This window comes from Pannonibacter sp. SL95, from assembly GCF_026672425.1.
Taxonomy (GTDB): Bacteria; Pseudomonadota; Alphaproteobacteria; order Rhizobiales; family Stappiaceae; genus Pannonibacter.
In genome coordinates, this window is the sequence record NZ_JAPPRC010000003.1 from 1667579 (window position 1) to 1688217 (window position 20639).

Genomic DNA, 20639 nt, shown 5'->3' on the forward strand with positions numbered 1-20639 from the left:
CCGCCCGGCTTAGGCCAGAACGGGCGCCGGGCCAAGCCGGACAGACGGCTTTTCCGGGAAAAACATGCAATCCGGCCGGTCCAGACCGGATCGGCAGGTCAGGGGAGGGCAGAACGGGACCGGGCACGACCCACCTTCACTGTCCCATTGAAGTCTCCCGTTTCCCTTTCGCCTGCACTCCTGTAGGAAACGCGCTTGAACACGCTGGTGTGTCGGGGCAGGGGGAGCCCGCCGCGCCAGTCAGGATGCGTCAGGCAGACCATGAGCACGACAATCGACCCGAACACTCAGACAACAGGCCTTTCTCCCGAATCCGCCGTCTCTGCCGCCGTTAAGCGGCCGGTCTGGCTGAGGCTGCTCGGGCACGACCTGATTGCGCCGCTTGTGTTGCTGGTGCTGGCGCTGGCGATGTTCGTACCCGGACAATGGACCGTTCCTCCGCTCGACCGTGATGAGCCCCGGTTTACCCAAGCCTCGAAACAGATGCTGGAGACCGGCAACTACGTCGACATCCGCCTGCAAGAAGAGCCGCGCTACAAGAAGCCCATCGGCATCTACTGGCTGCAGGTGGTCTCGGCCAAGGCGACCGGCTATGGCGCGGACGCTCCGCTCTGGGTCTACCGTCTGCCTTCCCTGATCGCCGGTCTTTCGGTGGTGCTGCTGACGTACTGGATGGCGCGGGCATTTGCCGGACCACCTGTCGCCTTTGTTGCCGGATTGCTGGTGCTTTCGGCCTTGATCCTTGGCGTCGAGGCGCGGCTTGGCAAGACGGACGCAACACTCTTTGCGATGATCGTCCTGGCGCAAGGTGCATTGGCGCGGCTGTTCCTGGCCAGCAGCCCTGTTCCGCGCTGGGGACTTGCGCTGGTGTTCTGGACGGCGATTGCCGGGGGCGTACTGGTCAAGGGGCCGGTGATCCTCATGGTTGTCGGCCTGACCGTCGCCGGACTTATGTTGCTGACCCGCAGTGCCAGCTGGTTCCGGGCGTCTGCGCCGGTGTTTGGCGTGCCCTGGATGCTCTTGCTCATCCTGCCGTGGTTTGTTGCCATCTGGATTGCGACCGAGGGCGGCTTTTTCCAGGAAGCGGTTGGCCGCGACCTGCTTGGCAAGGTCTCCGAGGGACAGGAAAGCCATGGCGCTCCGCCGCTCACCCATCTGGCGGCGATGCTCGCCGTGTTCTGGCCGCTGCCGGGGTTCCTGGTGTTTGCAGCGCCGGCGATTTGGCGCGAACGCAAGAGCCCGTTGGTGCTGTTTGCGACCGCATGGTTCTTGCCCTCCTGGATTGTCTTCGAGCTGGTGGCGACCAAGCTGCCGCATTACACGATGCCGTTGTTGCCGGCTCTGGCGCTTGTCACGGCTGCTGCGCTTGTCGATGGTGCTGGGGCCAATGCCGGACGGGCCTTGCGCTGGACAGGGGCGGCACTGGTCGCGCTGCTGCCTCTGGCGATTTTCGGCGCGGTGCTGGCCGGTCCCTTTGCGCTTGGCCTCTGGCCGTCGCCTCCGGGTGTGGTGCTGTGCGGCTTTGCGGCGCTCCTGGCCGTTTGGTCTGCCGCCCGGCTGGCGCATGGTGAGTCACTCGTCGCCTTGCCGCGGGCGGTCTTCGCCATGCTGCTCATGACGGGGGGCGTCTGGGGCTTCTCCGGACCGGCGCTGGAGACAATCTGGGTCTCGCCGCGCCTGGTGGCCGCGATTGCCGAAAAGACGCCTTGCGCAGCGCCTGAGGTGGCCTCCAGCGGCTTCAGTGAGCCGAGCTTTGTCTTCCTGCAAGGCACAGGGACCCGGCTGATCCCGGGCAATGAAGCGGCGGCCTTCCTGGCTGCGCAGCCCAAGACTTGCCGCATTGCCGTGATCGAGAAGCTACAGGAAGAGAGCTTTCTCACTGCAGCGGCGGCGAGCGGACTTGTGCCGGAACTGCGCGGCAGGGTAGAGGGCGTCAACATCAATGGCGGTCGCACCCTTGACCTTGGGCTTTACGTGGCAGGACCTGCAGCACAATGACGGACGGTTTTGAAACGGGCGGCATGGACACTGGTGGTCCAGGCTGGAAGCGGCGGCTTGTCGCGGTCCGCGAGCGGTTTCTGGGAAACTGGCGCAGGGTCAGGACAGTCATCGCCAACCGCCGCCGCAGGGCCGAACGCCTGCATGACCCCTTGCCCGCCGGCCAGCGGCCCCAGGACTTTCTGGCGATCCTGCTTCTGACGGTTGGCATCGCCGTGGTGCTTGCCGATATCCCGACCTATCCGTGGCTGCGCTCCCTGCCACCGGGATACCGGGAGGCGTTTGCGGCCATCACGGATCTTGGCAAGGCAAACTGGATCCTGTGGTCAACCGGTCTGTTCTGCCTTGGCTATCTCGCCTTTGCTGACTTGAGCCGCCTCGCAGGACGGGCCCGGATGGCCATGGCCATGACCTGGACCTACGCAGCTTTTATTTTCTACACCGTCGCGCTGACCGGCATCCTGTCGCTGATCTTCAAGTGGATCCTCGGGCGCGCCCGCCCGAAGCTCTATGAACAGGTCGGTCCGATTGCCTTCGATCCGTTCGTCTTCAATGGTGCCTACACCAGTTTTCCGTCCGGGCATTCGACCACGGTTGCGGCGCTGGCGACAGCGCTGGCACTGATCTTTCCGACCTGGCGCTGGCTGATCATCGTCGCGGCTTTCTGGGCTGCCTTCAGCCGCATCATGGTTGGCGCGCATTACCCCTCGGATGTGATCGCCGGAACCTTGCTCGGCATGACTGTGACGCTGTTCTGCGCCCGCTGGATGGCACGGCGCCGGTTGGGCTTTACGCTGGCGCCCAATGGCAGCATCGTTCCCATCCTCAACCAGCGCTCCGCCGCGCTCAGCCTGCGCGCTCTGTGGCGCGCCCTGCTTGGCCGGAGCTCGGCCCTGCGCCCGGCCAAGGGCGGGGAGTGACCACAATGACCGATATGACCAACACCGACATGACCGGTGCGCTTGACGTGACCGTCGTTGTTCCCGCCAAGGACGAGCGCGACAACCTGCCAATCCTGCTGGACGAAATTTCTGCCGCGCTGGACGGATGGGCCTTTGAGGTCATCGTCGTCGATGACGGCTCCAGCGACGGGACCGATCAGGTGCTGGCCGCCTACGCGTCGACCCATGCCTGGCTGCGCCCGCTCCGTCATGCTCAGGCCTGCGGCCAGAGCTGCGCCGTGCGCACGGGCGTTTTGCAAGCCCGGGGCACGGTGGTTGCGACCATTGACGGCGACGGGGAAAACAACCCGGCCTACATTCCCGAGCTGCTGAAGGCGCTGGAGGCTGGAGGCCCGGCCGTAGCCCTGGCTGCGGGCCAGCGGGTCGGACGGAAGGCAAGCCGGGCCAAGCGTCTGGCGTCGAAGCTTGCCAACAAGCTGCGTGGTGCGCTGCTCAAGGACAACACCCGCGACAGCGGCTGTGGCCTGAAGGCGCTCAGGCGCGAGGTTTTCCTGCAGCTGCCTTATTTTGACAGCTGGCACCGGTTTCTTCCGGCGCTGGTCATCCGCGAGGGCTACGGCGTCGTGCATGTCGATGTACTGGATCGGCAGCGCCGGCATGGGACCTCGAAATACGGCATTTTTGACCGGGCGCTGATCGGTGCGCTGGATCTCTTCGGCGTCTGGTGGCTGCGCCGCCGCCGAAAGGCAATTCCGGTTGTCTCCGCCATCGCTTCGGCGCCAGAAGCCTGAAACCCTATGTCTTCCCCCGCATGGAACGCCTGACATGACTGAACTGGCTCAATGGCTGCATGATGTGTTCGTCAAGCAGCTCGACTTCTGGGTCATCCTGGGTTTCGTCGCCCAGTTCCTGTTCTCGATGCGCTTCATCGTGCAGTGGATCGCCTCCGAGCGGGTCGGCCGCTCGATTGTGCCGATCGCCTTCTGGTTTTTCTCGATCGGTGGCGGTTCGCTGCTGCTCGTCTATGCAGTCCAGCGGCAGGACCCGGTGTTCATTGCCGGACAGGCGCTGGGGCTGATCATCTACTTCCGCAATCTCTGGCTCATCTTCAAGGAAAAGCGCCAGGATCCAGCGATCTGACGGTGGTTTCTGAACAACCGGATGAAGGTTGGGCGGGCTGAATCAGCCCGCCTTTTTTGGCTGATCAGGCATCCATGGCAGCAAAGCCGCGGGCGAGATCGGCAATCAGATCCTCCGGGTCTTCCAGGCCGATATTGAGCCGGATGCTCTCGCCGCCGGGCATGGGTGTGCCGGCGCTGCGGATGCCGGCCAGTTTCACCGGAATGGCAAGGCTTTCGAACCCGCCCCAGGAATAGCCGAGCCCGAACAGGCGCAGACCGTCGAGGAAGGCACTCGCCTGGCCCTTGGTGACGTCCGAAGAAAAATCAAAGGCGAACAGGCCGCTGGCTCCCGAAAAATCCCGCGACCAGAGCGCATGACCTGGATCCTGCCGCAGGGCCGGATAGCGGATCGCGGCCACCTTTGGCTGGCTGCTGAGCCAGTCGATCACGGTCAGCGTGGTCCGGTAATGCCGCTCCAGCCGGACCGACATCGTCCTGAGGCCACGCAGCGCCAGATAGACATCGTCCGGTGCGATGTGCACGCCCATGGCCCCGTGCAGCTCGATCAGGCCGGGAAGGGCGCGCTCGCTTGCAGCAATGGTGCCGATGGTCACGTCGGAATGGCCGACAATGTACTTGGTGCCGGCCTGGATCGAGAGATCCACACCATGCGCGATCGGCTTGAAATAGAGCGGCGTTGCCCAGGTGTTGTCCATCAGGACAAAGGCACCGATTTCTTTCGCCGCAGCGACGATTGCGGGAATATCCTGCATCTCGAACGTCAGGGATCCGGGCGCTTCGGTGTAGATGGCGGCTGTGTTGGGCTTGAACAGGGATCTGATTCCCGCTCCAAGGTCTGGACGGAAATATTCCACCGAGATGCCATATCGCGGAAGAACCGTGTCGCAGAAGTGCCGCGTCGGCCCATAGACCGTATCGGCGACCAAGAAGTGATCACCGGCCTTGATGCAGGACAGACAGGCAATCGACACCGCATTCAGGCCGGATGTCGCCAGTTTCGTCCCGGCAGCGCCCTCCAGAGCCGTCAAAGCTTCCTCAAGGGCATCTGTCGTCGGGTTGCCGCGCCTTGCGTAATTGTACTTCTGTGCCCCGGGCGCCATGTGGGCGGTATCGGGAAACAGGACCGTCGAGGCATGCACCACCGGCGGATTGACGAAGCCATGGAACTCGTCCGGGTGGCGCCCGGCATGGACGAGAATTGTGTCTGGCTTTTGATCAGTTGGTGCCGTTTTCTTGCTCATGTTCACCGTCGCAGTTGCGTTTCTGTCCGAAAGGGGGGAATCGGCAATGGAAATATTCCTCAGACCAACCTGCAACCCCTTGACCCGCCCCGTCAAATGCCATCGAATGGACACCATTGGATTGGCGCTCAATCATGTCCCTCGTCTGGCAGCGCAAAGTGTTGTCGGGAGGACCGGGGTCCGGTTACGGCCGGGCAGGGGGTCCGGCGGCGGGCGTGACGTGGTTGCGGCGGCAAGACCGATGAAAAAATACAGATGGGTAACAATAAAGGCTGCAAATCCATGAAAGCTAATCTCGTTCCGCTTCTGCTCGGCGCCGCGATGGGCGTTGCCGCGACCTCCGCGTCCGCCGGCACCCTTGACGACGTCAAGGCCAAGGGCTTCATCCAGTGCGGTGTGAGCCAGGGTCTGCCGGGCTTCTCCAACCCGGACGCGCAGGGCAACTGGACCGGCCTCGACGTCGATATCTGCCGTGCCGTTGCCGCTGCCGTGTTTGGCGATGCCAGCAAGGTCAAGTACTCCCCGCTGAACGCCAAGGAGCGCTTCACCGCGCTGCAGTCCGGCGAAATCGACATGCTGTCGCGCAACACCACCTGGACCGTTTCGCGCGACACCTCGCTCGGCCTGAACTTCACCGGCGTCACCTATTATGACGGCCAGGGCTTCATGGTTCGCAAGTCGCTCGGCGTTGCCGGCGCTCTCGAACTGTCGGGCGCTTCTGTCTGCACCCAGACCGGTACCACCACCGAGCTGAACGTCGCCGACTACTTCCGCACCAACAACATGCCGTATGAAATCGTCGCCTTCGAAAAGGCCGACGAAGTGGTCAAGGCCTATGACGCCGGCCGCTGCGACGTGTTCACCACCGACGCCTCGGGCCTCTATGCAGAGCGCCTGAAGCTGACGAACCCGGGTGACCACATTGTTCTGCCGGAAATCATCTCCAAGGAGCCGCTCGGCCCGGTCGTCCGCCATGGCGACGATCAGTGGTTCGACCTCGTGAAGTGGTCGCTCTACGCAATGGTCAACGCCGAAGAGCTGGGCATCACCCAGGCCAATGTTGAAGAGATGAAGAAGTCCGAAAACCCGGAAATCAAGCGTCTCCTCGGCGTTGAAGGTGCATTTGGCGAAGGCCTCGGCGTCTCGAACGACTGGGTCGTCAACATCGTCAAGGGCGTCGGCAACTACGGCGAAGCCTTCGACCGCAACATCGGTCCGGACACCCCGCTCGGCATCGCACGCGGCCTGAACGCGCTGTGGTCGAAGGGCGGCATCCAGTACGCTCCGCCGGTCCGCTAAGACCAGCTGGCAGCTAAACCGGATCTCCTGTTGATCCGGGCTCCGCATCGCCGTCCCGGCCGGCTTTTACTGGCCGGTCGGGACGAGCGTCATAAAGGCAGACCCGAAAAGCAAAAACAGGGCTGTCTCAGGGGACACATGACCGTTTCCGCGTCGACGGGGAAAATGAAACGGTCTGCTGCATGACGGACGCGGACTTCAATCACGCGTCGGTGCGGTACAGGTTTGGCGAGGGAATATGACAATTCGGGATAACGACGGGGCGTCATCCGATACAAGGGTGTCGCTGGTCAACGACCCGCGTGTGCGAGGCATATTTTTCCAGGTGCTGCTGCTGGCAGTCATCGTGTTTGCAGGCTGGACCATCGTCAGCAACACGATCACCAACCTGCAGCGCCAGAATATCGCCTCCGGCTTCGGGTTCATGGACAGAACGGCAGGCTTTGGCACATCCCAGAGCCTGATCGAATACACGGAATCCTCGACTTACGGCGATGCGCTGATGGTCGGATTCCTTAACACGCTGCTGGTCGCTGTCATCGGCATCATTCTTGCGACCCTGCTGGGCTTCGTCGTCGGCGTCGCCCGCCTGTCCAAGAACTGGGTGATCGGCAAGCTGGCGTATTGGTACGTCGAAATCCTGCGCAACATTCCGCTGCTGTTGCAGATCTTCTTCTGGTACTTCGCCGTTCTGCGTGCGATTCCGGACAAGCGCAGCAAGTGGTCGCTGTTCGACACCTTCCACCTCAATGTCGCCGGTCTCTGGCTGCCGGAGCCGATCTATGCGCCGGGCGCATCGACGGTCGGCTTTGCCCTGATTGCCGCGCTGGTCGTGTCCTTCGTCATCAAGGGCTGGGCGCGGCGCCGGCAGGAAGCAACCGGCCAGCAGTTTCCGGTGTTCCTCACAGCGCTCGGCCTGATCATCGGCCTGCCTGTCGTGGCCTTCTTTGCTACGGGGATGCCGATCACGCTCGAGCATCCGGTGTTCGTCGACAGCGGGCCGCTGCTGCGCCAGGGCTTCACGCTCGGGACCGGCATGACGCTGATCCCGGAGTTCCTGGCCCTGACACTGGCGCTGACGATTTACACCTCTTCGTTCATCGCCGAAATCGTCCGCGCCGGCATCCAGGCAGTCAACCATGGCCAGACGGAGGCGTCGCACGCCCTCGGGCTGCGGCCGTCGCCGACCTTGCGTCTCGTGATCGTGCCCCAGGCCATGCGCGTGATCATTCCGCCGCTGACCAGCCAGTATCTGAACCTGACCAAGAACTCCTCCCTCGCGGTTGCGATCGGTTTCCCCGATCTCGTCTCGATGGGCGGAACCGTGCTCAACCAGACCGGACAGGCTGTTGAGATCATTGCGGTCTGGATGACGATCTATCTGTCGCTCAGCCTCATCACCTCGGCTTTCATGAACTGGTACAACCAGAAAATGGCGCTGGTGGAGCGGTAAGGATGAACACCATGGCTCAAACTCCTGTCTTCCAGATCCGGACCGAGGAAGCCCCGAAGCTTGCCGCTCCGGTCTCCACCTCCGGTGCCATTGGCTGGATGCGGCAGAACCTGTTTTCCTCGATTGGAAACACGGTGCTGACGCTCATCGGCCTCTACATTGCCTGGTTGCTGCTGGCACCACTGGTGCAGTTTGCCCTGATCGATGCGGTGTGGACCGGCGAGGACCGCAAGGCGTGTCTGGCGCCTGAAGGCTCCGGCGAGCACGTCGGTGCCTGCTGGGCTTTCGTGCGGGCGTATTTCCCCCAGTTCATCTACGGCCGCTACCCAGCCGAAGAAGTCTGGCGTGTGAACATCGTCTTCGCGCTGTTTGCCCTGCTGCTCGTGCCGCTGGCCATCCCGAAGGTTCCCTACAAGCGGATCAACGCAGCCCTGTTCCTGGTCGCGTTCCCGATCGTCGCGTATTTCCTGCTGACCGGTCTCACCATCGGTGATCAGGTCGTGCTGCCGATCGTCGAGACGCGCATCTGGGGCGGCCTGCTGGTCACGCTGGTCATCGCGGTGACGGGCATCACGGCATCGCTGCCTCTTGGCATCCTGTTGGCCTTGGGACGCCGGTCGAAGTTGCCGATCGTCAAGATGTTCTCGGTGATCTTCATCGAGTTCTGGCGCGGCGTTCCCCTGATCACCGTTCTGTTCATGTCTTCGGTGATGCTGCCGCTGTTCCTGCCCGATGGCATCACCTTCGACCGGCTCCTGCGCGTGCTGATCGGTGTGACGCTGTTCTCGGCCGCCTACATGGCGGAAGTGGTGCGCGGCGGTCTCCAGGCGATCCCGAAAGGTCAGTATGAGGGTGCCATGGCACTGGGTCTCGGCTTCTGGCAGATGATGCGTCTCATCATCCTGCCGCAGGCGCTGAAGCTGGTGATTCCGGGCATCGTCAACACCTTCATCGGGCTGTTCAAGGACACCACCCTGGTTCTGATCGTCGGCATGTTCGACTTGCTGGGACAGATCCAGTCGTCCTTCTCGGATCCGACCTGGGCGACGCCGGTCACAGGGCACACAGGCTACCTGTTTGCCGCGATGATCTTCTTCACCTTCTGCTTCGGCATGTCGCGCTACTCCATCTATATGGAGAACCGCCTGCATACCGGACACAAGCGCTAGCTTCAGCCGACCGGCAGGCGCGGATTGCCCGCGCCGCCTCTCGCAAAGACGTATTCTGGAGTAACTTCATGACTGAGAACGCAGTCTCCGATCTCGAAATCGCGGTCGACCGCAGCAAGATGAAGGTGTCTGACACCGACGTGGCGGTTGAGATCGTCGGCATGAACAAGTGGTATGGCGACTTCCATGTGCTGCGCGACATCAACCTGAAGGTCATGCGCGGCGAGCGTATCGTCATCTGCGGCCCGTCCGGGTCGGGCAAATCGACGATGATCCGCTGCATCAACCGCCTGGAAGAGCACCAGCAGGGCAAGATCGTTGTCGACGGCATCGAACTGACCAACGACCTCAAGAAGATCGACGAGATCCGCCGTGAGGTTGGCATGTGCTTCCAGCACTTCAACCTGTTCCCGCATCTGACGATTCTGGAAAACTGCACGCTGGCGCCGATCTGGGTGCGCAAGATGCCGAAGAAGCAGGCGGAAGAGATCGCCATGCACTATCTGAAGCGCGTGAAGATCCCGGAGCAGGCGCACAAGTACCCCGGTCAGCTGTCCGGTGGCCAGCAGCAGCGTGTGGCCATCGCCCGCGCACTCTGCATGAGCCCGAAGATCATGCTGTTCGATGAGCCGACCTCGGCGCTCGACCCGGAAATGATCAAGGAAGTGCTCGACGTGATGGTCAACCTTGCAGAAGAAGGCATGACCATGCTCTGCGTGACGCACGAGATGGGCTTTGCTCGCAAGGTCGCCAACCGCGTCATCTTCATGGATGCGGGCCAGATCGTCGAACAGAACGAGCCGGAGGCCTTCTTCCTGAACCCGCAGCATGAGCGCACCAAGCTGTTCCTGAGCCAGATCCTGCATCACTGAGGGGTGCAACCAGGCCAGTCCTGCTCGAGGGCGCGGAGGAACACTCCGCGCCCTTGAGCTTGATGGCAACCCCTCGATCGTCATCCCGGACGCAGCGAAGCGGAGATCCGGGACCGGAGAGCCAAGGTCTCTCCGGGGGTAACAGATTGGAATATAGAGGCCTCGTCTCTCCGGTCCCGGCTCGGCGCTGCGCTTGGCCGGGATGACGACGGTGAGGTCAAGGTTTGTAAGCAGTCTGGGGGCGCGGAGGAATACTCCGCGCCCTTTGTCTATGGGAAGAGGTGACGATGAGAACGGGCTGGCTGTACCTGGCGCTGCGCCTCGCGCGTTGACTGATCCAGGGCATGGGACCGCTACGGGGCGTCGGCAACCAGCTGATCGACGGCGAGATGCGCAAGGCGGGTAAGCTCGGTCCGCGGCGTTCCTGCCCGCGCCCGGGCGCTGAGGCCAAAGAGGACCGTGGCCAGCATCGTCGCCAGATCCCTTGTGGCCTGATCCGGCTCGGCGCCTTCCGCAAGCACGTTGCAAAGCCCCTTGTCCATTTGCCGCTGCATCCTGGACAGTTCCAGCATCATGTCCGCGTCCTGCAGCGCTTCGGCCGGGACCGTGCTGATCACGAAGCAGCCAAGCGACTGGTTGCTGTCATCGCCGGTGTAGATGTCCAGCGCTGTTTCAAGAATGGCAAGCACGCGCGCCTTGCGGCCTTCCGCCTGCGCCAGCCGCTGCAAGGCTGCCTCGGTCACCTTCCCCTGAAAGCGGCGCAGCGCCGCCGTAAAAATGTCCTTCTTGTTGCCGAAGGCAGCATAAAGGCTCGGCCGATTAAGCCCTGTCGCCGCCGACAGGTCATCCAGAGACGTGCCGCTGTAGCCCTGACGCCAGAACAGGGCCAAGGCCCGCTCCAGCACTTCGGTTTCCTCGAACTTGCGCGGCCGGCCACGGCGGGTCTGGGTCATTATGTACCGTTTCGAATAAAAAACATTGCCTGCGTTTATTATGTTCGATATGGTACAAAAATCAACTGCGGGAGTTCAGTCGACATGCGCAAGACCGCAATGGGCACCCTGGCCTGGAGTGAGAGGGTAGCACCACGGGATCGTGGCCAGACATCAACGCTCGAAAAGGGGCAGCTGGCGTTGAACATGATCTGGACCGCAGCCCTTGAAAGCGGTGACTGGCTGCGCAGCCAGCTTGGTCTCATGACCCCGGAGGCCGTGGACATCGACACCCTGAGCCCGCCCGATACGCAGCTGGTCCGAGACAGTGTTGCACTGGCCGCTGCTGTCCAGCCGGAGGCTCTGACCGAGCATTGTTGGAGGACATACTACTACGGCGTTCTGCTGGGGCAGCAGCGTGGCCTTACATTCGATCGCAGCCTTATGTTTTCTGCAGCGATGCTGCATGACGTGGGGTTGGCGCGTGACCGCCGCGTTGCGCCGGGCGAGTGCTGCTTTGCCGTGTCCGGGGGGCAGCGCGCGCGTGGCCATCTGATTGCTTGCGGTCATGCGAGCGACATCGCCGACAAGGTCGCCGAGGCCATCACGCTGCATCTCAATGGCTACGTCAGTGCGCGCCGGCATGGCGCGGTCGCTCATCTGGTGAACCGTGGCGCGATGTGCGACGTCTTCGGCGTGGCGCGCCGGAGAATTGCAACGTCGACACGCGAGACGCTGGCTGCGCGCCATCCGGTGGACGGTCTGGTCGAGGCGCTCGAAATCCATACGACCCGGCATCTGAAAGGCACGCGGGCGGATCTTCTGGTCAGGCTCGGGTGAGCGAGGGCCGAGGTTCGGGTCCTGCCTGTCTTTATTTCACCAGATTCACGTAACGTTATGGGCTTGGCTGGTAAGCGTTGCTTCGATCTGGCGACGATAAAAGACCAGGAGGCCCCATCTTGATGTCCAACCATGACTTCGAACCCGGCATTCGCGATGAGAATTTCGCAGCGCGCGCCATGCCGCGTCAGCCCCTTGCTCGCAGCCGCTGTGAGGCGCGCAGCGCGGGCGGCAGCACGTTGACCCGGCTCGTCGGTCTCAGCCTGCCCGTCGCACTTGCGCTTTTTCTGGCCCTGGTGTTTTCCGCAAGAGCGCAAGATGCGGCTCTGCCGGTTGACCTCGTAGGCAAATGGCTTGCTGAGGATATCGGCGGGAAAGGCGTGATCGATACGGCACAAACCGTGCTCGAAATCGAGGATGCAGGCACGGTGTCTGGGTCCACCGGCTGCAACACGATGTTCGGTCAGGTTCGCCAGGGCGCAGGCGTGCTGAAGATTGGGCCGCTTGCCGTGACCCGCAAGGCTTGCCCTCCCGCCATCATGGATCAGGAGCGCAAGTTTGTCGAAGCCATCAATGCGACGGTCGACTACCGGAGCGAGCGTGGCAAGCTGATCCTGCTCAATGCCAAGGCCGAACCGGTCGCCGTCCTCACATTGATGTGACGCCTGACTTCAACCTGTCACGACAGGGGCGTCATCAAGGGCGCCCCATTCCGACCATGAGCCGTCATAGAGGCTCAGGTCCTTGTGGCCGAGAATCGTGAGAGCCAGCGTGATGGCAGCCGCTGTCACGCCAGAGCCGCAGGACGTCGTCACAGGCCGTGACAGGTCCACCCCCGCATCTGCGAAAACGGCCCGCAGCCCATCGGCATCCTTCACTGTTCCATCCCCGTTGAGCAGGCGGCCGATCGGCGCATTGAACGCGCCGGGCATATGCCCGGACTTCAGCCCGGCACGCGGCTCGGGAGCCGTTCCGGCAAAACGTTCGGCCGAGCGCGCGTCGACCACCTGTCGCAGGCCGCTGTCCACGATCTGGCGCATCTCTGCAAGGTCAACAACGGCGCCATTGTTCATCCGGGCGGTGAAATGCCGCTCCGGCCGGCGCACCGCGCCATCCTCGAGAGGCCGCCCTTCCGCCTTCCATTTCGGCAGTCCGCCATCCAGCACAAAGACCCGTGGGGCGCCCATGGTCTTGAGCATCCACCAGCCGCGCGCGGCCGAGAACAGGCCGACACTGTCATAGACCACCAGGGTCATGCCGTCGCCCACGCCAAGTTTGCGCATCATCGACGAAAACACATGCGGTGCCGGCATCATGTGCGGCAACGGATTGGCTGTGTCGCTGATCGCCTCGATGTCGAAGCGTACCGCCCCCGGAATATGTTCAGCGAGATACTCGGCGTTGGCATCGCGGCCCGAGCCTGGCAGATGCAGGCTGGCATCCAGAACCAGCACATCCGGCGCGGACATGTGGGCGGCAAGCCATTCGGTCGAAACGAGCGGGGAGGTCATCGGGAAACTCCAGAGTGGAAAGGGGCTGATGGCGAAGGGGGTCAATCGGCGAGCTGGATCCGGATCCGCCGGTTCAGCTTGCCCTTCTTTTCCATCTTTGTAATGTCTATCCGGCCGACCTCGTTGGTGCGGCTGACATGGGTACCGCCGCAGGGCTGCAGGTCGAAGTCCTCGCCGATGCGCACAAGCCGGACCTGGCCCGATCCGCGCGGCGGCGAGACGCTCATCGACTTGATGAGGCCCGGATTGGCGTCGAGCTCGGCGTCAGTGATCCACGACGTCGAGATCTCCATGTCACGCGCAACGGCGGCGCGGATGTCTGCCTCGATGGCCTCGCGCTCCGGTGGTTCCGGCATGTCGAGGTCGATCCGGCTTTCCTCTTCGCCGATCTGGCAGCCGGTGATCTTGGTCTTCAGGACAGCGCAGATGATGTGCAGCGCCGTGTGCATGCGCATCAGCCTGTAGCGCCGGGCCCAATCCACATGGGCAACAACCAGCTCACCGGGTTCGGGCATGAACGAACCGGGTGCTGGCAGGTGCCTGTGTCCGGTCTTGCCGTCCGCATAGACGGTCGCGGCGATCTCAATGCGGCTGCCGTCGGCGCGTTCCAGATGCCCGGTGTCGCCCGGCTGGCCGCCGCTGGTGGCGTAGAAGACGCTGCGGTCCAGGACGATGGCGCCGTCGCCGGTGACCTCGATCACCCGGGCCTCGCAACTGCGCAGATACGCGTCATCGCGGAACAGGGGTTCCGTCATGCTGTGCTCCTCAACTCATGAACCGAAGCGGCGGGGGATGCGACGTTAACATGGCCAGCCGGAAGCGCAACCAGCCGGGCAAGCCTCAGACTGCGGCGCGAGCGGCCAGCAGTTTCACGGCAAAGGTGCCCATGACGCCGGCGAACAGCCAGTCAAAGGCCCGCACCGCGCGGGGTGACCGCTTCAGTGCCCGGGAGATCGCTCCGGCGCTCGCCACCATGCCGATCCCGAACGGCAGCGACAGGATCACGAAATAAAGACCGAGGAAGAACAGCTTGCCGGTTGCGGCCGGATCGCTCGCGCTGACGAACTGCGGCAGGAACGTCACGAAGAACAGCACGACCTTCGGATTGAGAAGGTTGGTCAGGACTGCCTGGGCAAAGAGCTTGCGCAAGGGCACGTGCGGCGCAGTGCCTTCCTCTAGCGACAGGGCCGAACCGTTGCGGATCGCGTCGAACGCGAGCCAGACCAGATACCCCGCACCCAGAACCTTGAGCACCAGGAAGGCCGACGGGGAGGTTGCCAGCAGCACCGAGACGCCAATGGCGGCCAGAACCGTGTGAACCACGATGCCGGCAACGGCGCCGGCAAAGCACACCCAGCCGGCGACACGGCCATGCACCAGCGTCTTGGACAGCTGCAGCGTCATGTCGGGGCCTGGTGTGATGATCAGAACGATGGCGGCCAGCGTGAAGCTGGCGAGAACGGCAAAATCGGGCACAAACGACATCGCACGGCGCTCCGCTGCAGCTTGAATGGATCAGATATATCTCGGCGCGCGGATCTGCGCCACTGCGCCGAAACGGACTGTTTCCGGCTAAAGGATGGGCGACAGCAACCTGGCGCTCTGCGCCAGCACACGGAACAGATAGGGGCGTTGATCGAGGTCATCAGGCGCGGTGCGACGCGCCAGCCGGAAATCGGCCTCGAGCATCTTCGCGATTTGCCCGATGAAGGGTTTGTGGGTGAACCACAGGGTGATCTCGAAGTTGATGTGGAACGAGCGATTGTCGAAATTCACCGTTCCGACGGACGCCAGCTCGTCGTCCACCAGCACGACCTTCTGGTGCAGGAAGCCGTCGAGATAGCGATAGACCTTGATGCCATGATTGACGAGGTCGTCAGCATGGGCGTGGCTTGCCAGCCAGACGAGGCGATGGTCTGCCTTTTCCGGCAGCAGTACCCGCACATCGACACCCCGCATCGCGGCCGCATAGAGCGCGGTCTGGATTTCCGGACCGGGGACGAAATAGGGACTGACGATCCACAGCCGCTGGCGGGCGCGGGAGATCACCTCGGTAAAGGCGATGGAACAGTCTTCCAGCGGATCGGCCGGTCCCGTCGGCATGACCAGCACCGGCTCGTCGCCCTGCGGTTCAAACGGGCCCGGCGAGACGATGTCCAGCGCCTGGCCGCTGCCCCAATGCCAGTCTTCGGCAAAGGAGAGCGTGCAGGCCAGCGCTGCCGGGCCGGACACTTTCACATGTGTGTCGCGCCAGTGTCCGAACGCCGGGTCGCGGCCGAGATATTCATCGCCGACATTGTGTCCGCCGACCCAGGCATGGCGGTTGTCGACCACCACGACCTTGCGGTGGTTGCGGTAATTGATCCGCATCGGGCCAAGAAGGCGCAGGTAATGGTGCGTCTCGTTGAAGCCGGAAACGGCAATGCCGCCGCGGCGCAAACGGCGAATGTAGGACTTCGGCAGGTCCTTGGAGCCGATCTCGTCATAGAGCAGATAGACGCGCACGCCGCTCCTGACCTTGTCGATCAGAAGGTCGGCCAAGGTGCGGCCCAGCACATCATCGCGAATGATGAAGAACTGGACCAGAACCACATCCTTCGCCTCAGAGATCCCTTTCAGGATCGATGAGAAGGTTGCGTCGCCATCGATCAGCAGTTCGCAGGCGTTGCCGGACAGGAAGGGGAGGTTGGCAATCTTCGACAGGACAGGCCAGTCGGAAGTGGCGTCCCGGTCGCCGAGCCCGAGCTCGGCCGCGCGCAGGCTGCGCTCGAACCTGCCCATCTTGCGCTGCACGTCGGCGTAGTCGTCAAATTGCTTCCAGCCGAACACCAGATAGAGAAACGCAGTCGGGAACGGCAGGAAGAACAGCGACAGCAGCCAGGCGATCGAGCCTTGAGCCGAGCGGCTGTTCATGACCTCTCGCACCGCACAGATGCCGGCGATGAGATACAGCAGCGCCGTGATGCCGGCGATGATGCCGAGGTTGTTGAGGATCACGTCGACCAGCGTCGCGTCGCGGACGAGGGAACCGGCAAAGGTGGTGGCGCTTGGGGTGCCCCCTGACAGAGCGGCCTGAGCGACGTCCGCGAGCGGCGCTGTCATCAGGCGAAGGGCGCTGCGATAGCTGCCCTCGGCTCAAGCCAGGACGGAACCGGCAGCGACTTGCTGCGCAGGAAGTCCGGATTGTAGAGCTTCGACTGGTAGCGCGAGCCGTGGTCGCACAGGATCGTCACGATGGTATGCCCACGCCCCAGGTCCCGTGCCAGCCGCCGGGCGCCGGCAATGTTGATGGCGCTGGACCCACCCAGCAACAGGCCCTCGTGTTCGGCCAGATCAAACAGCAGCGGCAGCGCCTCTTCGTCCGGGATCATGTAGGCCTTGTCGACTTTTGCCGTCGCGATGATCGGCGTCACGCGGCCAAGGCCGATGCCCTCCGAGACGGACCCGCCCGGCGACATTTCAGCCTTTCCGGTGGTGAAGAGCGAATACATGCCAGCGCCATGCGGATCAGCGCAGCCGATGACGATGTCTGCCTTCTGCTCCCGGAGATAGCCGGACGTGCCGGCCAGGGTGCCGCCGGTGCCGACCGCACAGATGAAGGCGTCGACCTTGCCTTCCGTGTCGCGCCAGATCTCCGGTCCGGTGCCGACGTAATGTGCCTTGCGGTTGTCGAGGTTGTTCCACTGGTCGGCAAACAGCACGCCATTGGGTTCCTGTGCGGCCAGCTGTTCAGCAAGGCGCCGGGCGACATGCTGATAGTTGTTCGGGTCGGAGAAGGGCTTCACCGGCACCTCGACGAGCTGCGCACCGGCGAGCCGCAGCATGTCCTTCTTTTCCTGGCTCTGGCTGTCCGGCATGACGATGACGGTGCGATAGCCGCGGGCGCTGGCCACAAGCGCCAGGCCGATGCCTGTGTTGCCTGCGGTGCCTTCGACGATCAGGCCACCGGGCTTCAGGTCGCCACGGGCTTCGGCTTCGAGAATCATCTGCTTGCCGGCGCGGTCCTTGACGGACTGGCCCGGGTTCATGAACTCGGCCTTGCCCAGGATTTCGCAACCGGTTTCGTCTGACAGGCGGTTCAGGCGGATCAGCGGCGTATTGCCGATGCAATCAACGACAGAAGCGGGGCGGGTCATGGAAAGGGATCCGATCTTGCTGAAAACAGGGTAGGCGTCCTGCTGCGGACGCTAAACGCCCTTGGCACGAGGATCAAGTCGCGGTCAGGTTCCGTTATCGGCATCTTCGCCAAAATGGAAACGGACAGCGCACGCTTCTGCCCCAGCCGCGGCTTGTCGTGATCCCTGGGCTTCTTTAGAGTTTTGAGACAAACACAAGGGTGTGATCCGGTCTGTGTCTGCGTGCGTAACACCGATCAAATGCTTGGCGCATAACAGCGCACAAGGACATAAAAAACTTTGGGCATCTCTTTGGGCATCTCGATGGAACAAACGACCGGTCTTGATGAATTGCTTGCGGGCTATGTTGCCGGAACCCTGGCCGAGCCGGCGCGGGTTCTCGTCAGCGCGCACCTTGAACTGACTGACCGCAACCGGCCTTACGTCCGGCAGCTGGAAGCGCTTGGCGGACTGGAACTGGAACAGACTGCACCGGTGGCAGTCTCGAACCGGGATGCGCGCCTTGCTGCGATCTTCGGCTTGCCGGCACCGCAGCTGCGTGCGCCGCAGCCGGAAGAATCGTTTGATCCGCGCCTGCCTGCCAGCCTGCGGCGCATGCTGGGTCGTCCGTCCCTGGACGGGATCGCCTGGCGTGGCCTGATGCCTGGCGTCAAGGAGTTCCGCATGGGTGAGATTGACGGTTGCTCCGCCAGTCTTCTTTGGATCAGGGCCGGCCGCGCCGTTCCCTCGCATACCCATGACGGCACCGAACTGACCCTCGTGCTGCAGGGCGGCTTTGCTGATGCTGACGGTCATTATGTGCGTGGCGACATCGCGATTGCAGATGATCACATCGATCACAAGCCGGTTGCAGACCGCGATGAGGATTGCATCTGTTTCGCGGTGACCGAGGGCCATCTTCGCCTGACTGGACCGGTTGGCCGCCTGCTGCAGCCGTTCATTCGGACCTGAAGCCGATCCAGCGCGTTCACTCCTGCGTAAATCCAGACAAACGCAGGAGTTTTCACCATGACACATTTTGTGGCCAGCCCCGCCGATGGCGCCGCCTGGATCACCGGAGCCAGCTCCGGCATCGGGCGGGCGCTTGCCCTTGAGCTGGCCGCTGCCGGCTGGACGGTCGTCGCCACAGCCCGTTCCGCTGATGCGCTGGACGCCTTGGTGCGCGAGGCTGAGGGACGGGCCGGACGTGTTGTTGCCATGCCGGGCGACGTGACAGATGCGTCCGCCATGGCAGCGCTTGCAGCCCGCATCGAAGCCGATGTTGCGCCAGTTGCCCTGCTTGTCGCCAATGCCGGGATCTATCTGCCGCAGGACGGACTGGCCGGATCGGCGGACGCCTATTCCCGAACCATCGATGTCAATCTCAAGGGCACGGTCAATGTGCTCCTGCCGGTCATCGCGGCCATGACCGCCCGGCGCAAGGGGCAGATTGCTGTCGTCGCTTCGGTTGCCGGATACAGCGGTCTGCCGACGTCGGCCGCCTATGGTGCCACCAAGGCTGGTCTCATCAACATGACGGAGAGCCTGAAGTTCGATCTGGATCGGGCAGGGATCAGGATCCAGTTGGTCTCACCCGGCTTCGTCGATACCCCGGCGACGGCCGACAATCCCTTCCCGATGCCACATCTGATGCAGGTCGACGATGCTGCCCGGGCCATTGCCGAAGGACTGAAGGGCAAGGCCTTCGAGATTGCGTTTCCGCGCGCCTTTGTCCGCCAGCTCAAGTTCCTGCGGCTGCTGCCGTATCGGCTCTACTTCCCGCTCGTTGCACGTGCCACGGGATGGGCCAGGAAGCCGCTCTGACGGCATGCAGTTCCTGGCTTGTGGTGCTCAGGCGTCGCCTGGGGCTTCGGTTCGAGGAGAGCGGAGGACGGAAGCCTGTTCGGGGACCTGGCCGCGCATGGCGGCGGTGCGGTAGTCGGACGGCGTCTGACCCATTTCCTTGCGAAAGGCGGCATTGAAGGTCGAGCGGGCATTGAAGCCGACGTCCTCGCCGATGTCGATGATGCGGATGGTCGTGTTGGTCAGGAGATCACAGGCTTCCTTGACGCGCCAGCGGTTCACATACTCATAGAAATTGCTACCGATATAGTCGTTGAGCACCTGCGACAGATAGTTTTCCGAGACCTTCAGGTGGTCGGACAGGTTGCGCAGATTGAGCGCGTGGTTGCGGTAGAGCCGGTCCGTCTCCATTGCCCGCTCGATCTTTGCCGCGATCCGCTTCATCCGCTCGCCATCGAGGGCCGAGCGTTGATACCGTGCCTCGGAAGAAACCGTCGCGACTGCGCCTTCAGACGGCGGCGCGGCGATGCTGACAGGCGGGGGCAGGGCGACGCTGGCGTCCATTTCCGCCTCGACGGCGGGGCTGCGGCGGGTCGGGGCGTAGATCGGCTGCTGCCACAGCGCCATAAAGCTCAAGGGATAGATCCAGGCAGCAAAGATCAGCACGCTGACCAGCGGCGAGGGGTTCAGCTGGTTGAACAGCAGATTGTCGCCGAGCAGGACCAGGTTGATGCCCCAGGACAACCCCATCAGCGGGATGTTCCAGTGCAGCCAGCGCAGGCTGCTGCCTTCCAGATTGGAGAAGTAGTCCAGTTTCTGCCGTTCGTGCCGGGCAAGTTCGCGAATGCTCATCGCGACATAGAGGGTCATCACCGGCAGATAGACCAGCATGGTGATGATCCGTTCCGGCGGCAGCGGACCGGACAGATCCGTGCCGATGTCGTGCAGCGTCGGCCCTTGCATCGTGTGTGGCAAGGCTGTGCTGTACAGGATGATCGTCATCAGCTGCATGGCGCCGAAGGGGGCCAGGTGCCAAAGATCCTTGCGGGTCAGCCGGACGGGATCCTTGCTCGCCAGCGCGCGGGCATAGAAATACAGCGCCGGGCCTTCGAGCAGCAGCAGTGGCATCATCACCGCCACGACGTGATTGACGCCCGGAAATGTCCACCCGCCAATGCTGTACATCACTTCCGTAAGGTCGCCGACGGCCATCAGCAGGACGATGCCGAGGAACGCTGAGATCGCCAGCGAATGGTCCTTGCGCGGCTCGCGGCGGGTGAGCAGCAGCGCGATCACGAAGACGAGATGCGTGGCAAGTCCAATCGCGATGATGAAGATGTCATTCGTAAACAGGATTGATGC

General features: G+C 63.0%; 20 protein-coding genes. 12 read left to right on the forward strand and 8 right to left on the reverse strand.

Annotation, left to right across the window (positions count from 1 at the left end):
* The first annotated feature begins 261 nt into the window (after window positions 1–261).
* The 4 genes from OVA12_RS08565 to OVA12_RS08580 are packed head-to-tail and all read left to right on the forward strand — an operon-like array spanning window position 262 to window position 4040.
* The gene (locus tag OVA12_RS08565) at window positions 262–1998 is read left to right on the forward strand and encodes an ArnT family glycosyltransferase (protein WP_268136277.1); all 1737 of its coding nucleotides are present in this window, start codon (window positions 262–264) and stop codon (window positions 1996–1998) included.
* Window positions 1995–2918, forward strand: coding sequence for a phosphatase PAP2 family protein (locus tag OVA12_RS08570; protein WP_268136279.1), 924 nt, complete (start codon window positions 1995–1997; stop codon window positions 2916–2918). Before OVA12_RS08565 ends, OVA12_RS08570 begins: the two co-directional genes overlap by 4 nt.
* Window positions 2919–2932: 14 nt before the next feature.
* On the forward strand, window positions 2933–3691 hold the full coding sequence (locus tag OVA12_RS08575; RefSeq protein ID WP_268137067.1) for a glycosyltransferase family 2 protein: 759 nt from the start codon (window positions 2933–2935) through the stop codon (window positions 3689–3691).
* A 34-nt stretch (window positions 3692–3725) separates the two neighbouring features.
* On the forward strand, window positions 3726–4040 hold the full coding sequence (locus OVA12_RS08580) for a lipid-A-disaccharide synthase N-terminal domain-containing protein (RefSeq protein WP_268136281.1): 315 nt from the start codon (window positions 3726–3728) through the stop codon (window positions 4038–4040).
* A gap of 64 nt (window positions 4041–4104) precedes the next feature.
* On the opposite strand, the gene metC is transcribed toward OVA12_RS08580, so the two are convergent.
* Window positions 4105–5283, reverse strand: a complete 1179-nt coding sequence (metC, locus tag OVA12_RS08585) for a cystathionine beta-lyase (protein ID WP_268136283.1) — start codon at window positions 5281–5283, stop codon at window positions 4105–4107.
* 282 nt (window positions 5284–5565) lie between these two features.
* Here metC and OVA12_RS08590 point away from each other — a divergent pair, with 282 nt between their 5' ends.
* The 4 genes from OVA12_RS08590 to OVA12_RS08605 all read left to right on the forward strand — a co-directional run bounded on the left by OVA12_RS08590 (window position 5566) and on the right by OVA12_RS08605 (window position 10076).
* On the forward strand, window positions 5566–6582 hold the full coding sequence (locus tag OVA12_RS08590; RefSeq protein ID WP_268136285.1) for an amino acid ABC transporter substrate-binding protein: 1017 nt from the start codon (window positions 5566–5568) through the stop codon (window positions 6580–6582).
* Between the two features lie 238 nt (window positions 6583–6820).
* Window positions 6821–8035, forward strand: a complete 1215-nt coding sequence (locus tag OVA12_RS08595; RefSeq protein ID WP_268136287.1) for an amino acid ABC transporter permease — start codon at window positions 6821–6823, stop codon at window positions 8033–8035.
* A gap of 11 nt (window positions 8036–8046) precedes the next feature.
* Window positions 8047–9204 carry an amino acid ABC transporter permease gene (locus OVA12_RS08600; RefSeq protein ID WP_442793825.1) on the forward strand — a complete coding sequence of 386 codons (1158 nt, stop codon included), beginning with the start codon at window positions 8047–8049 and terminating at the stop codon, window positions 9202–9204.
* Between the two features lie 68 nt (window positions 9205–9272).
* The gene (locus tag OVA12_RS08605; protein ID WP_326493895.1) at window positions 9273–10076 is read left to right on the forward strand and encodes an amino acid ABC transporter ATP-binding protein; all 804 of its coding nucleotides are present in this window, start codon (window positions 9273–9275) and stop codon (window positions 10074–10076) included.
* A 353-nt stretch (window positions 10077–10429) separates the two neighbouring features.
* Here OVA12_RS08605 and OVA12_RS08610 read toward each other — a convergent pair whose 3' ends face one another.
* Window positions 10430–11029, reverse strand: a complete 600-nt coding sequence (locus tag OVA12_RS08610) for a TetR/AcrR family transcriptional regulator (protein ID WP_268136289.1) — start codon at window positions 11027–11029, stop codon at window positions 10430–10432.
* Window positions 11030–11113: 84 nt separating this feature from the next.
* On the opposite strand from OVA12_RS08610, the gene OVA12_RS08615 reads away from it, so the two are divergent.
* On the forward strand, window positions 11114–11848 hold the full coding sequence (locus OVA12_RS08615) for a phosphohydrolase (RefSeq protein ID WP_268136291.1): 735 nt from the start codon (window positions 11114–11116) through the stop codon (window positions 11846–11848).
* Window positions 11849–11970: 122 nt separating this feature from the next.
* Window positions 11971–12510: an META domain-containing protein gene (locus OVA12_RS08620; RefSeq protein ID WP_268136293.1), complete on the forward strand. Its 540-nt coding sequence runs from the start codon at window positions 11971–11973 to the stop codon at window positions 12508–12510.
* A gap of 9 nt (window positions 12511–12519) precedes the next feature.
* Here OVA12_RS08620 and sseA read toward each other — a convergent pair whose 3' ends face one another.
* The 5 genes from sseA to OVA12_RS08645 all read right to left on the reverse strand — a co-directional run bounded on the left by sseA (window position 12520) and on the right by OVA12_RS08645 (window position 17495).
* Complete coding sequence (gene sseA, locus OVA12_RS08625; RefSeq protein WP_268136295.1) at window positions 12520–13359, reverse strand: 3-mercaptopyruvate sulfurtransferase; 840 nt, start codon at window positions 13357–13359, stop codon at window positions 12520–12522.
* Window positions 13360–13400: 41 nt separating this feature from the next.
* Entirely contained in the window at window positions 13401–14114 is a 714-nt protein-coding gene (locus OVA12_RS08630) for an alanyl-tRNA editing protein (RefSeq protein WP_268136297.1), read from the reverse strand.
* 85 nt (window positions 14115–14199) lie between these two features.
* Entirely contained in the window at window positions 14200–14844 is a 645-nt protein-coding gene (locus OVA12_RS08635; protein WP_268136299.1) for a LysE family translocator, read from the reverse strand.
* 87 nt (window positions 14845–14931) lie between these two features.
* Window positions 14932–16461 (reverse strand): cardiolipin synthase, encoded by a 1530-nt coding sequence (gene cls / locus OVA12_RS08640; RefSeq protein ID WP_268136301.1) that lies wholly within the window; start codon window positions 16459–16461, stop codon window positions 14932–14934.
* Window positions 16461–17495 carry a cysteine synthase A gene (locus OVA12_RS08645; protein WP_268136303.1) on the reverse strand — a complete coding sequence of 345 codons (1035 nt, stop codon included), beginning with the start codon at window positions 17493–17495 and terminating at the stop codon, window positions 16461–16463. The genes cls and OVA12_RS08645 overlap by 1 nt, the downstream gene beginning before the upstream one ends.
* A 303-nt stretch (window positions 17496–17798) precedes the next feature.
* Between OVA12_RS08645 and OVA12_RS08650 the strand changes: the two genes are divergently transcribed.
* A complete protein-coding gene (locus OVA12_RS08650) occupies window positions 17799–18446 on the forward strand; it encodes a ChrR family anti-sigma-E factor (RefSeq protein WP_268136305.1) in 648 nt (215 codons plus the stop codon).
* 57 nt (window positions 18447–18503) lie between these two features.
* Window positions 18504–19298, forward strand: a complete 795-nt coding sequence (locus OVA12_RS08655; RefSeq protein WP_268136307.1) for an SDR family NAD(P)-dependent oxidoreductase — start codon at window positions 18504–18506, stop codon at window positions 19296–19298.
* 27 nt (window positions 19299–19325) lie between these two features.
* On the opposite strand, the gene OVA12_RS08660 is transcribed toward OVA12_RS08655, so the two are convergent.
* Window positions 19326–20573: a helix-turn-helix domain-containing protein gene (locus tag OVA12_RS08660; protein WP_268136309.1), complete on the reverse strand. Its 1248-nt coding sequence runs from the start codon at window positions 20571–20573 to the stop codon at window positions 19326–19328.
* Window positions 20574–20639: the final 66 nt, after the last annotated feature.